Here is a 14,785-nt window from a genome sequence, read left to right as displayed (position 1 = left end):
AAAATGGATAGAATCTTCTCATTTATTGAGCCATTTCCGGATGAAGATTTCCGAAGCATAGTGTATAGGTATCATTTGCGTTCTGGAAATACGGAGTTTAGTCAAACTCAAAACGATCTTTTTGGAGCATATTCATATAAGCAAAAGATGTTTCCAAGAGGACTACAAACTATGTTAAACAAGCTACCTATTGGACACACATTTACAGCTGAATTATTTCTCTATGAACACACATGGTTTGGATTATATAAAGTATTCCTTACAGATGAAAGAAATAAAGCCATGTACCAGAATATACTTTATGGGTCCAATGCTAGAAATGCAAAGGGACAACCCCAAATATCTGGGGCGCAGGCTGTTTTATCATCAGAAATTAAATATTGTCCTATTTGTGTTTCGAATGATGAAGAAACATATGGTGAAGTTTATGTGCATAGAGAGCACCAATTATCTTTTCTGCAACTATGTCCTAGTCACCGTGTACAATTATTTAGTAAGTGTCCCACATGCATGAATAGTTACGGTGATACCCACTCTGGCCATTTACTTAAGGAAGTTGCATGTAAGTGGTGTGGTGATGCTCTTCCGTCTGGAGAAGTAGAATTAAACTTATTGTATAAAATGCAGATCAAGTTGCTGGATGATTTAGTGTTTGTCAGAGACAATCATATGACGTTGAGTGTTGATACTTTGTATGTAAAACTCATGCAATTATTATTTGCTAATAATTATATTACTCTAAGAGGAGAGTTAAAAAAAAAAGAAATTCTCTCATTTATTAAAGGAGAGAATGCACATTTCAAGATAATGGGATATGATTTGTTGAATATAGGAATTAAATATTTTAGGGGTTGCATATTTAGTCGAAACTCAATGGTAAAGTTTATACCATTTTATTTTCTGCTTGCTCAATTACTCTCTGACTCACTCAAACAATTAATTGAGTCGGAAAATACGTATGCAATAGAAATTCCTTTTGGTAATGGACCATGGGCATGCTTAAATCGAAAATGCGAAACATATGGGTTACCAAGAATTAATCATTGTGCTCGAGATGTGAACAATAGTTCTGGAGTATATTCTATAAAGTATTATTGCGATAATTGTAAGCACGTAAGCCGTATGAAGGGAGAGGTAACTTCTGTCTACAAAATGAAAAAAACTGACAATATCCAACTTGCTATAAATGAAATCCAGGTTGCTCGTCAACAAGTAGCAGCAGTATCTAGTACGAATTTTGAAGACAGGCGAGAAGAGAAAAGAATGGCAATGATTAAATTGTTAACTGGTCGCACATATAGAACCCGTACTGAATTGCGAAAACAAGCTCAGTATCTTTTTAGTTGGCTAATGCATTACGATAAGGAATGGTTAGTGCTAAGAATACCACCGGAAATTTATCATTCAAAAAAAAAATTAGATTTTAGTGCTATTGATCAGGAACTACAGCAAAAAATACGTGAAGCAGCGGAGAGTATTCCCTCCGATTATCACTTACCCATTCGAAGAGGAACGATTATATCAAAATTATCTAAACTTTATAGTAATAGATTCAAGCAATATTATCGTGATAAGTTGCCTCTAGCTGTACTAGAGCTTGATAAGTATGTTGAAACAACACAAGAATATCTAATAAGAAGTATACCCAGATATTATCTCAGGATTTCAGCTAGATATAGTAATGGAATGACAGTAAACCAATTTAAAAATAAAGCAACAGGTACTTATTATCAAAAGGGTAATGAAGAAGTTGATGAACATATTCGAGTTTTTCTTTCTGAACGAGGGAAGTTAATATAAATAATATCAGCTAAAGTTAATGATACAGGGGAATTTATAGTGTAGTTTATGGGGATAATACTCTTAATGTAAAAATTAGGAGTGAACGCACGATGATAAATTTCCCCTTTTTATTTCCGGATGAAATTCTATACAGTGCTTTTTCCAGATATCATAGAGATTCAGGAAGTGAAAATCATAAACAGACGGTCGAAGATTTATTTGGTAACAGAAATGTATGTGCTTCACTATTGCTTCCATCTCATCTAAGAGCTCTTTGTGATAGAATGCCAATCGGAAGTAAGATTACCCCTGAAGAGTTAATAGCTAATCATACATTTCTCCCTTACTATCAACCTTTTATTTCGGATAGTAGAAACAAAGAAATGATAGAAATCATGATCTCAGAAAATGGGCCTACTACATATATGCAGTTAGGTAGACCAGCCTCGACAGTTAAAATAGAAGAGGTACTCAAGTTCTGTCCGACTTGTGTTGAGCAAGATCGAGATCTATATGGAGAGGCATATTGGCATAGATCGCATCAAATGGAAGGGGTGTATATTTGCCATATCCATAGAAACCCCCTTATATGTAGCACATCCTCTCATGCCAATAGAAGAAATAAGCATATGTTTTTCTCGTTAGAGAGTATCTTGAAGGACGGCGGATACCGAGAAGATCTAAATCAATCGGATTCTTTAGACATTCAAATGTTTCTCGCCGAACAAACATATGTAATTTTGAATAATAAGTTTACATCCTTAGGACTACATAGGATTAAAGATTTTTACATAATGAAATTACAACGATTAGGCCTGGCTAATCACTCAGGAAGAATTAGATGGACCGATCTAATTTGTGCATTCAATCATTGTTTCAGCAATGGATTGCTTCTAGAGTTACAAAGTTATATTGGACCCTCGCAAGAAGATACCTGGCTACATAAACTACTTCGAAAACCACGCGTTACGTGCCATCCATTAAGGCATTTGCTGTTGCTTTACTTTCTAGGTGAGACTTTTGAAAATATGTATTACGAAATTTCTGTAGGTAATCCAGTGTATGAACCTTTTGGGACAGGGCCGTGGCCGTGTCTTAATAAAGCTGCAAGTCATTATAAGGACTCGATCATACAGATATGCGAAGTTACAAGAGACTCCAAAACAAGGCAACCGGTTGGTACTTTCTCATGTTCATGTGGATTTGTATATTCACGTAAGGGGCCAGATCAGGTCTTGGATGATCGTTATAAAATTGGAAGAGTGAAGAACTTTGGGGAAGAGTGGGATAGAAAGTTACGAATCATAGCACAACAAGATATTTCGATACGAGAAATGGCAAGAACACTCGGTTGTGATTCAAAAACAGTGATTAGTAATCTGGCTAATAAAGAAATCTCTGCTGAAATTATAATTGAACTGGACCAGGAAAAAATGATAAATAGGGAAAGGTGGGCCGAATTAAAAAGAGATAACAGACAGTCGTCAGTAACTGAGCTTCGGAAAATAGATCAGGCGCTGTATATCTGGCTGTACAGGCACGATAATAAGTGGTTGTTTGAAAATTCGCCAAAGAAAAATAAAGGAAATACGCCTAAAGAACGGGTGAATTGGGAAAAACGAGACCATCAGCTAGCTAAGGAGATTCAAATAGCAGCGGAAGAAATCAAGAACGGAAACACGGGTAAACTGATCAGAGTAACGAAAAGCGAAATTGGGCGAAGACTGGGTAAGTTACCTCTATTATTTAATATGCTACATAAATTACCCGAGACATCAAAACAACTAGACAGCGTGGTGGAGTCGGTTGAAGAATTCCAAACTAGGCGAATTGAACTTAGAACATTGGAGTTAAAGAAAACAAATACATTGGTAAAACAATGGGAGCTCATTCGTGCCTCCGGGTTAAGGCGGAATTTTATTGAATCTCACCGTGAACAGATTGACGCAGTAACTATTAGGTAAGTAGAGGGAGTTAATGGCACTGGATATATGAGAGTATAATCCTTGATAACAATACCTCCGCTTAGAACAACTTCGCAATATCGCCAATAGCTGCTTCTTGTTAGTCTTACTGCATCAATCGCAATTTCCCCGGTCTGTACCCATAGGAGTCGGAGTGAAATAGGGCCGTGAACAACCACAGGAGGCTGGAATCAGTAAACTGGAAAGTCTCCATTCACGCTATCCGCACCAATCTCATCTACATTTGTCCTTCCTTTGCGATAGGACTAACTTGAGTGAAGGTTTGACCGGCGGTTAACAATACCTCAGCTAGGAGCCGAAGATATCTCGTGCTTTTCGCTGAAACTGGATTAATAATGAACACGAATACATTCCAACGAAAGTAGTTATCGAATGTGCACGAGTTCTAAGTTTTTATTCAAATCATATAGACACATTTTTTGATAGTGTCTAATAAACGACACATATGATACTTCTGATCGTTGATAAACTATAATTCGTAAAAACGAACTGGAGCTGTTGAAAAAACGGTATGAATAATTTAAAGATGGAGACAATGATATAACAATACTGTATTTATAGAGAGGTATCAACAAATATGAACTACGAAGATGTTTATAAGTTACATTTACAATTACTTAGTATATATGAAAAAAATCAGCGGTACTCTGGACCTCACCAGAGGCAAATTGATTACTATAAGAGACAATTATTCATGTTTGCTGAAGCTAATGTTCAACGGGTCTTCGTCCTAAATCAGTTGTTGAAAATTCATGAGAAAACTCGTGAAATGCTTGTTAGTAGTTGTGCAGATCGATACTTTTCAAAGACTGCTTCTATTGAAGCTGAATTTGAATCTGGTATGTAGCAAATGAGATACATGTTTTGTATTTAGAATGCATATATACTGGAATTGAGGAAGGGGAGGCTTATGCTTTTTGAAATCACTAGCAAAATGGAAAAAAAGATAAAGGAATGGGATTCGTGTAAAGCAGTTGATGTTACCGGTGCTAAGTTTTCTTATACCTTTACTCCAACTGGTCTTGGTACAGTTATAGAAGTACATTGTGATATCTGTAATAGAAAATTGGATCTTACAGAAGATTGGATTTAGAGTAACATTATTAGATTTTTACCAGAGTGATTATGTAGAAAGCACCTAAACCTTGGATGTGTAATTGAGGTTTGTGGTGCTTTTTTGTTTTAGGAATTTACGAGGGCTTAATCTTTGAAATTAACCTAATGTTTATTATCATTGAAATAAATGAATCACTTTTATTTCATTTAATTTATTAAGATTAAGGTATAAGATCTTTCTCCAAAATGAGCGGTCGCGTATATGTGCAGAAGCAGCTACGATTTATACGCCTTGAGGATTTAGCAAGATAGGATGAGCTCCTCTTAAAAACAACATAATATTATCTGTTGTTCCAAAAATGTAGATTAAATGACCTGAATAGAAGAGGAGAATTTAATTTTTTCGTCGAATGATGTTAATAACAGGAAAAAAGGTTTAAGGAGGATTCTAGTTGAAGCTATTTGAGGTAGTACCAGAGTCCTTTTTTCGATTATTATCGGGAATAAATAAGCAATTAAACGTTGAGGCTGTTCAACTTTTATACGAACATGCTAAACGTGAGCGTTTTGGCATCCGGATTGAATTGATGCGGGACTTGTACCAGGAACTGATTGAATCGTGGGAAGAGTTAGATACGCAACTGGAGTGGGATGAAGAACCTCGGTCTCTCTCTCCAGGACAAGTGGACTTAGAAGAAGTATCGCGTGCCAAGGCAAATAGCTTGATACGAAGGCTAGAAACTTTAGGCTGGATTGAGCTGGAAACGCGGGATCGTTATGAAATTTATATTGTATTACCTCATTATACTATTCGGATGCTATCACTCATTCAGGAACTATGTGAGGGAAGGGCTATTGAATACCAGCGTTATGCTTTTGCGACCTACGGTATGCTATCTGGTGAAGAAGCTCGTGAGCGTCCTGCTATGGCCGTTCGGGAGGCATTATCCAATACCCTTCAGTTCGATCGAGAGTTGTTTACTCTCTACAATAATATGAAACATCATATGGAACAGGTGGTTAGCAAAAAAACGATTCAAGAAGTGCTGGACCATCACTTTGATCGTTATCAGAAAGATATTGTCGAGAATAGTTACCATCGATTGAAGACTTCAGATCACGTAGCCAGGTATCGTCATCAAATCCTTGATATTGTGCAGCAATGGCAACTAGACAGCGATTGGATGGAGCAGGCTGTACAGGATGGAATTTCAGGCGGGCTATATGAGAGTTCTGAAGAAGCCAAGTCCCACCTGAGACAGTCTTTACGGGATATTGAAGCAATATATTTAGGACTTGATGATACGTTCTATAGGATTGATCTTCGTCATAATCAGTATCTGCGTTCCTCTTATGACCGGGCACGCTATTTAAGCCAGCATCATCAAGGAATAGATCAAAAGCTGGCCTTATTACTGGAAATGCTGGGGAATTCATCGTTTCCTTTACCAGATGAAGAGCTCATTCCACTTTCACGATTGCAGAATATACAGAGTTTAAACGAGGGATCACTTCTTCCTGTCAGAAAGAAACGGATTCCGCATCAGCCTGAAGAACATTATGTAATACCTATCCCGGAAGAAGTACGTGAGCAATTGCGTAAAGAAAGACTTGAGCGTATGCGCAAGGCCGTTACGCGTAAGAAGGTGGACGATTTCGTCCTTTCTCGCTTGCAGAATAAAGATAGTATGGAGATCGCGGAACTGGCGCCTCAGAATGTGGAGGAAGTGCTGCTTCTGACGTATGTATACTTATACGGCCAGGATGGAGGTTCCCCCTACCAAATTGAACGCAGTAAAGATCGTTTGATTTTACATGCCGCTCCCTATCGTTTCTACAACCATAAGATCAAACCACGAATATCCGGAGGGAGGCAACAAACATAATGTGGGAAGAGATCAGTGAACAAGAACGGCAAAAAATCAAGGCTGTGCTAAATCATCTTTTGGCGGTTAATTATCTAGTCCGGGAAAAAGATCGTGATAGCTATACTATAGTCCGGCGACATAAGAGAGCTATTGAAGAATACCTTCAAATGCTGGATTGGGAAGTGATTGTTGATGAGAGACACGAATGTGTATTTTTACAATCCCCAGACAGCTCGTTTCGGCGCTCTTTGGATCGGGATTTAAGCATTTGGATGCTCATTCTACGGCTCTTGTATCAGGAAAAAAGACAAGGGCTGACCATCAGTGCCTTCCCCACAACAACGATTCATGAAATTCGTACAAAATACGAAACCTTTCATCTCTCCTGGCTGGGGAAAACCAAGTTGGATCAAGCTATTAAGCTCTGTACAAGGTACCAGCTCGTTGAAGCGCTTGACGCAGATATACGTTCTGACGATTGCAGAATTGTGCTTTATCACACCTGGCTATACGTGATTGATTTAGAACAACTGGATGCTATTCAAAGTCGAATCGAACAATACAGGGTTGAGGAAGAAAAGGGGATAACTAATGAAATGGTTAAAGAAGCTGCGTTTGATTAACTGGCATTACTTTGCTGACGAAGTGATGGATTTCGGTAAGCAAACTTTGATTACCGGTAAAAACGCTGCGGGGAAATCGACCATTATTGACGCTATGCAAGTATTGTTTGTAGCCAACCAGCGAATGATTAAGTTTAATCCTGCTGCCCACGAGGATGCCAAACGTACTTTACTTGATTACTTAAAGGGCAAAATTGGAAGCGATGAACGAGGATATGTACGGGATGGTGATTTCAACACCTATTTGCTCGCCGAATTTGAGGATCAGGAAAAACGGGAATCGTTCGTTGTCGGTATGGTTGCGGATGTATTCTCCAGTCTGGAACACGCTGAAGAGTTTTTTATTCTGGCTCCTATGAACTTGGACATGTTGGAACTGATTAAGCCCGATGGACGGTTGCGAAGCCGTGATGAATTCAGAGGATATTATCAAGGGAATAGCAGTATTAAATCCGTGTTCGAGCAGAACAAATCACAATATCAGAAAGCGTTGCTTTCTCGTATGGGACATGTACATGAGCGTTTTTTTCAGACTTTTACCCGTGCATTGTCCTTTAAACCAATTCAGAATATTCGTGATTTTGTATACCAAAATATTTTGGATCGTCAGGAGCTGCAGCTTGGTTTGATGAAAGAAAACTTTGCTGTACATGAGCGCTATCAGTTTGAATTACAAGAACTACAAAAGCGCAAGAACAAGTTGGGCCAAATTCAAGAGCGATTTCAGAATGTTGAAAAGTATAGACATCTTGTAATTGAGCAGGATTATGTAATCCGCTCATTGCGTGTACTCAAGGAAAAAGAGACATTTGATCAACTGGTCTTGGAGTTGCAGGGAATAAACCTGAAACTGGAACAGACTCGGAGTGAACTGGAACTGGCCAAACAGAAGAAAGAAGAGGCAACCCGGCAAAAAGATGAACTATCCCGTAAGTTATATGAAAATAGTGAAGAAAAAAGAAAAAATGAACTGGATCTAAATATAGAAAGCGGAAAGAAAAGCTTGATAGATTTGGAGGAGCGGTTTTCTGTCTGGAAACGTTCTATGCAAAAACAGGCTGAATTTTTAGCGAATCTTGGAATTTGGAATGGTAACAGCATTTGGGGTTTTTCAGATAATGACCGGAAGCAATTGCAAAATGCAGCAGATGTACTTAGTGGACTATCAGCTAATTTTTCAAACTATGAGGGTGATATTGAACCGGAAAAGGAACGGCTTAGGAGAATGGGAGACCAGCTGGAGGAGGTTCAGGAACGTATGTCCGAAACACGGACACGTTCCAGTGATAATCTGAGAGAATTAGAACAACAGATCAGAGAAACAGAAGGGGTTATTCACAATCTAGAGCAGCACAAGCGTCCTTATCATGAAGGAGTAATGAAACTTAAAACATTACTTGAAGAACGCCTCGGAACACGCTCACCAGTTTGGATATTCTGCGAAGAGATGGAGTTGATGGATGAAACGTGGCGGAATGCAATTGAAGGCTATTTAAATACTCAGCGATTTGACCTTCTGGTTGAGCCATCCGTATTTCGTGAAGCTTTGTCCATATATGAGCGGGAGAAGCGTAGCCGCCGTATTGAAGGAATTGGCCTGGTAAATACCGCAGCAGAACAGAAGTATCTGAATACGTCTCAAGATGGCTCTCTGGCAGAGTCGATTGACACATCGAATTCTGTTATCCAGGCCCATATGGAGCATTTGTTGGGAAGAGTGATGAAAGCTGTTGATGACCAGGACTTATTGCGTTACCGAACTGCGGTAACAGCTAGTTGTATGGGATACAGTAATCTGGTAGCTCGGCAAATCCCGGAGCGATTATACTCTCCGCCTTATATTGGAGCACAGGCTGTAACCCGCCAATTGGAGCTGAAACGAGAGGAGCTTGTACAGTTACGGAGGCAGCATGCTCTGCTTTCTGTGGATTTGGAGCAACTGCAAGCTTGGTTGGATCAGCTTAAAGGTAAACAATCCCTTTTGGTAATGCTGGCAGATCAGTTGGAGCTTCAACGGGATGTAGCAAATTGCATGGCCGAGTTACAGCGGTGGGAAGAAGAACGAAAAACAATAGATTTAAGTGAAGCAGATCGGTTGCGGGAGCAGATTGGAAGCTGGGAAAAGACGGAGAAACACTGGGAGGAAAATAGGGACAGTTTAAACCGAAAAATCGGTTCTCTTGAAGAAGGAGTCAAGGAGGTTGAGACGAGAAGGTTTCTGCAAATCAACTTTATAAAAGATAAGGAGGCCATTGTGGAGCAGTGGAAGGCAGCATGGCCGGAACGCTTGCAGTTTGCACAGGGACGACTGGAAGATCCTATTCGCTCTACGATTGCCACAGAGACTAAATTAATCAATTGGGAGAGCAGCCGCAAGGGGAATGAAACCAAGCGTGATGAAGAATCTCAACAATTGGCCCAGCTCAGAGCTGAGTATAATGCGACCTATACGTTTACAACCAATATAGACGCAGAAAATAATGAAGTCTACAGCCATTTGCTTGAGCAAATAGAAGGGTTAGATATCCCCGATTATCAGAAGAAGGTGGAGGCTGCACTTCGGGTTTCCGAGGAAGAGTTCAAGTCACATTTCGTTTTTAAACTGCGAGAAGCTATTGAAATGGCAAAAAGAGAGTTCAGGGAGTTGAACTACGCACTGGACAACTTTCCATTTTCCTCCGACAAGTATCATTTCCACGTTGTACCAAGCGAGAAATATCGCAGATATTACGATGCTGTGATGGATCCGAGGCTCATGGAGCGAGGAACCTTGTTTGATGTGATCGATGATGAACGGGCTGATGCGCTACAGGAACTATTTGAGCAACTTGTACAAAACGAAGCAGAGGACATGGAAGAATTCACGGATTATCGTCGGTATCTGGATTATGATATTTTGGTACGCCAGGGGGATAACCAATATCGATTTTCGCAAGTGCTGAAGGAGAAGTCTGGTGGAGAAACTCAGACACCGTTTTATGTGGCTATACTTGCTTCATTCTATCACCTTTATCGTTCTGAACGAACTCTTAGAATAGTTGTGTTCGATGAAGCATTTAATAAGATGGACGAGCAACGGATTCAGACCAGCCTCAAATTAATCAAAAAAATGAATCTCCAATTGATAGCTGCCGTACCTGATGAAAAAATACAGCATATGGCTCCTGAAGTGACAACTACGCTTATTGTCACCAATCAGGATTACAGGTGTTTTGTCGATATGATTGATCGTTGGGAGGACGAAGAAACTCAAGTAATCGAGCCTAGGGAAACTGAAGCAGATTGGCAGCAGGAAACATTGTTTTGAGGTGATATTGGGTGAACGAACAGGAGTTTAAAGGGGAGTTTAAGAATAAGCTACTTAACCATCTTTTGAATAAATACGAGCGAAGCAAGGCCTTTATTATAGGTGAAGAAACGAAGCAACGACCACAGCTTTTATTAATTGAAGAGCCGTTTAAAGCAGACTTTGAGGACGAAATGAATTTTCGTAAGCGTGAATGGATGCACCAAGTTATAGAGGTATGTTTAGCTGAAGGAATCGTCGATGTGAGACGGGAAAGATCATCCCATGTCATACAGAAAGTCTATTTGAAATGGGAAAAGATAGAATTTGTATATAAACAAGTGGGTAGACAGCCGAAAAGAGACAAGCTGGCTGAATTGAGGTCTATCCTTGGAGAACTGAATGATCATCCCTGGGATTGGTTAGCCAAATGGGCCCAAGGGACAGTAATGGTCTTAGGTGGTCAGCGCTCGGGGGGAATGGATTTAAATGATCTGAAAAGCTATGTGGATGCAGTACGTGTACTGAAGGAGTTACCGTCTATATCAGGAGACATTCCCAAGCGTATGCTTAGTATGAGAGTCTTTGGAAACAGCAAATATTTCGAACGATATGTAGAACGAAGGCTTCTTTCTATTATCAAGCAGGGGATGGGGGAAGCATCGGAACTGGGAGAAGGAGAACTGGATCTGATCGGTATTGTACCCCATCCCAAACCGGTGCTGTTGGGCGGTTGTGGGCAGTTCACACTTAACGGAAAACCATTATCATTGGAATTGTTCCCGGATGGAATGGCTTTGTACCCCGAGACACTAAAAGTTTTTCAATGGGTTGAATTAAATGCTGAACGCATCGTGATGATCGAGAATTTAAGCACCTACCACCAATGGTTTCGAGTCCGGCAGCCTGTGAGTGAATTGGTTATATACACAGGAGGTTTTCCACATCGAATTCTTCAATCATTTTTACGACGGTTGTGGGATGAATTACAGATTACTAATGCTTCCTTTTCAGTATTCCATTGGGGGGACATTGACCTGGGTGGACTCCAGATCTATCGCTTTTTGCAACGTGATTGTCCTTTTGATATTCGTCCTTTGTTTATGGATGAGGGAACACTTACACAATTTGGAGAAGCGGGTGGAGAACATCTGGAGCGGTATTGTCAGAAAGCCAATGATCTGTTGCAGAATGATTCTTATGCAAATTGGCACATTTTACTGGAAACTATGGCTAAAACAGGATTGCGTTTGGAACAAGAGGCTGTTCCGGATGAACTTGTACAAAAGGTTTTCAATTCGTCAAAGTAATGAAATGGACGAAGCGCCTTAAGCAGGCTTCACGACAGTGTGGTAACAAAATTCTTTTTAAGTGAATCCATGGACTCCCTTCAAGAACAAGACTCCTTTGAATTCTTGGATTCGGGAATCTTTTTCAGTTCAGTGTAAACTAAATTGTAGGTGAGGGGATCTTGAATGCTTACGGTTGAACAATACATAACAAAAATGAAGAAAAAGGATAAGCTCGATGAGTTCGATTTTAAAAATCATGCCGAAAACATGTCAACTGTGTTGAAATATGTAATGGATTATTTCAATGATTATTTGAATCCAGAGGAATACGATTATGAGAACATTAAGACAGAGCAGTCCGCATTAAAAATTGCTCAGGAGATAGAGGAAGCCTTTCCTAGAAGCAAAGATTTTATTATTGAATACTACAAAAAAACAAGGAGTAGGATAGACCGGTTATTAAAATCATGGATGTATGAGCGAAAATACATGGATCTTTTTTATAGTGCTGAGGATTATGAGCATATCATTTATAGGTTCTGTAACAGTGGCAAAATGAAAGGAATAGAGATTCAACAGTATCGGAATCAATTGATCATTTTAGCAGAAGAGATAAAAGTAAAGGAGACAGAGAGACCCTCCATTTCTGGATTTAAATATTTGGATAACAGCCTAATTGACTGGGTAAGAGAGACCTACCGCAGTTATGGTGTGAATTTATTTGAGTTTGCTCAAAATTATACAAGTATTTTTTTTAATGAATACATAGAGCGAATTTACAACAAGGAGTCAGAGCATTTCTATTATATTAATAGGTATAATCATAGGTACAACGATAACCCTTTTAATATGGGTGCCCTGTACAAAGAGAACGAGCATCGCCCGTTTATTAATGGACGCAAAGGCGAATTGGAAATGCTGATTATGTATGTATGGGTATTTGAGGATGCGAATGATGAGGATTACTGGCCTGAGTATGTGAACTTATGTATTTTTACTAAAAGAGTAAGCATTGTAAAACACATTAACGTGTTAGTGCCTGTAAAAACCATGGGTATGATATACCCTATTGATATCAAGAGCAATATGATGTTTCTCGAAACGACAACAGGAGCTTTAAAGACTCCTCCAAATAAAGCGTATATTTTGCGTCTGAGCTATGAAAAAGAGAATGACTTATTGTGGAAGGACTCGGTACGACTTGATGTAATTTTAAAGAATCTAACGGATACGTTCTCTCAATGTGGGGTGCCTGATACACTGGAGTTGTTATCACCATTGCGGTCTCAGACCTATGGTGAGGAGGAGTTCTTCAGGCAGTACTCTATTCTCGAAAAAAGTATGAAAAAGTATAAAACCATGAAAATTGCTTTGGTTAATGGCCCACAGAAGCAAAATGGAAAGTCAAAGTATTTAATGCAATCTGCTGAGGACGTTGTGAACATCAATAATGTGGTCAAAGAAATGAAGTATAAATTAAAGTTTGCTATAGATCTTTCAAGGCTGATTAAACGAAAAAATTACAACGGTGATTTTCAAGAAGATTTTAATCGGTTAAGCGAGATAAGAACAGCGATTGTCGGCATTCATTTGTCTAAGCTTCCCAGCCGAACGGGATTTTCCCATAAACATTATAAAGACGGAAATACCTATCTATATAAATATGATATTCCCGAGAATTCGGATTTCTTAGGCTCGTTTTCAGCAATGTTAAATGATAACCTGAGTCGTTATTTTGTTCCCGAGGGAATGGCTTTAGAAACGGAGCTTGAGGAATTAGTTGATGATCTGTTAAGAGGTGGTTTTTCCTTTTCCGGTCAGGAGGGAGAATAGCGGTGGGGCGATATGATTTTATAGAAATAATGGATATGAACGATTATTCTATTGATCAATTAAAAGAGCTTGATGCATATGAACTAATGACACCGGAATCAAAGGTTAAATTCAACAAATGGTGCAAGGCTCTTCAAGTTGTGAAGCAGACCAAGTATCTACATCCGTTAATTGCCGAATATCAGAATGAACTTGCTTACAGAAAGGCACGCGACGAAGAACATCAATTTCGAAAAGAGATCGATCCATATTTGCTAAGGCATTCGAAGGTTGAATATCGCAGGAATAAAGCTGTGTTATCAATGGATATATCCGACAAACTAGCCAATAGGGCATTCAGAATTATGAATTGCTTAATTGATGCGGTAGGTGAATTGGGCGGGAATCTGAATGTGCATGCAGGCGAAGAAGATAATGCCCACATACGATTATTTAATCATGACTTTTCCGTTTCACTGATTGAAACCAAAGTGAAAAGACGTTCTTTATTGTCAGAGCTTCAATCCGGAAGCATGACGATTGGTTTAAGGCCTATGTACGAGAAGATTCCCAGTGGATTGCTCAAAATGGAGATCAAGGAGATTCTCGGTTATGTGGATAGAAATAAAAAGGCCAAATCAATATGTTATTCTGAAACTCTTGATCGGCCGTTTGAAGAACAAATAGGTGAATTTATAGCAGACCTTTTGATGAATGCAATTGATATAAGTGTATATAGACATATCGTTGAACGCGAATTTGAAATTAAGAAAAAAGAGCAGGAGCGTCTTTGTACTATTGAGGAAGCGAAAAAGCTGGAGCTCAAGCGACTTGAAGAATACAATCTTCGCAGACAACACCTAACACAAAATATTGAGAATCAAATGAATAACTGGTTTAAGGCTCAAAAACTCCGGGGTTACACTGAGGAGTTGGAGAGGTTTGTTGCAGCTTGTATGGATGAGACGGAAAAGGAGTTGATAACTACCTATATCCAATTGGTAAGAGAGGCAGCGGAAGATTGTGATCCGGTGAAAGATATATTGAGTGAAATGAAAACATTAGAAGGTATTTGATTATT

General features: G+C 39.2%; 9 protein-coding genes. All 9 read left to right on the top strand.

From position 1 onward, the window contains the following. Positions 1–3: 3 nt before the first annotated feature. The 9 genes from C173_RS10055 (at position 4) to C173_RS10010 (ending at position 14,780) form a co-directional block, all read left to right on the top strand. Positions 4–1,800 (top strand): TnsD family Tn7-like transposition protein, encoded by a 1,797-nt coding sequence (locus C173_RS10055; protein WP_081751110.1) that lies wholly within the window; start codon positions 4–6, stop codon positions 1,798–1,800. 92 nt (positions 1,801–1,892) lie between these two features. After that, complete coding sequence (locus C173_RS10050; protein WP_081751109.1) at positions 1,893–3,746, top strand: TnsD family Tn7-like transposition protein; 1,854 nt, start codon at positions 1,893–1,895, stop codon at positions 3,744–3,746. Between the two features lie 955 nt (positions 3,747–4,701). Next, entirely contained in the window at positions 4,702–4,860 is a 159-nt protein-coding gene (locus C173_RS10040; protein WP_235191845.1) for a hypothetical protein, read from the top strand. A gap of 415 nt (positions 4,861–5,275) precedes the next feature. Then, a complete protein-coding gene (locus C173_RS10035) occupies positions 5,276–6,709 on the top strand; it encodes a Wadjet anti-phage system protein JetA family protein (protein WP_036724491.1) in 1,434 nt (477 codons plus the stop codon). Continuing rightward, positions 6,709–7,314 carry a DUF4194 domain-containing protein gene (locus C173_RS10030; RefSeq protein ID WP_036724489.1) on the top strand — a complete coding sequence of 202 codons (606 nt, stop codon included), beginning with the start codon at positions 6,709–6,711 and terminating at the stop codon, positions 7,312–7,314. Before C173_RS10035 ends, C173_RS10030 begins: the two co-directional genes overlap by 1 nt. Beyond that, positions 7,283–10,621 carry an ATP-binding protein gene (locus C173_RS10025; RefSeq protein WP_036724487.1) on the top strand — a complete coding sequence of 1,113 codons (3,339 nt, stop codon included), beginning with the start codon at positions 7,283–7,285 and terminating at the stop codon, positions 10,619–10,621. Before C173_RS10030 ends, C173_RS10025 begins: the two co-directional genes overlap by 32 nt. 11 nt (positions 10,622–10,632) lie before the next feature. Continuing rightward, positions 10,633–11,910 (top strand): Wadjet anti-phage system protein JetD domain-containing protein, encoded by a 1,278-nt coding sequence (locus C173_RS10020; RefSeq protein WP_036724486.1) that lies wholly within the window; start codon positions 10,633–10,635, stop codon positions 11,908–11,910. 165 nt (positions 11,911–12,075) lie between these two features. Then, on the top strand, positions 12,076–13,725 hold the full coding sequence (locus C173_RS10015) for a hypothetical protein (RefSeq protein ID WP_036724485.1): 1,650 nt from the start codon (positions 12,076–12,078) through the stop codon (positions 13,723–13,725). A 2-nt stretch (positions 13,726–13,727) separates the two neighbouring features. Beyond that, positions 13,728–14,780, top strand: coding sequence for a hypothetical protein (locus C173_RS10010; protein ID WP_036724483.1), 1,053 nt, complete (start codon positions 13,728–13,730; stop codon positions 14,778–14,780). Positions 14,781–14,785 lie beyond the last annotated feature (5 nt).

It is taken from the genome of Paenibacillus sp. FSL R7-277, assembly GCF_000517965.1.
GTDB lineage: Bacteria > Bacillota > Bacilli > Paenibacillales > Paenibacillaceae > Paenibacillus_AQ > Paenibacillus_AQ silagei.
This window is presented reverse-complemented; position numbering and strand designations above follow the sequence as displayed.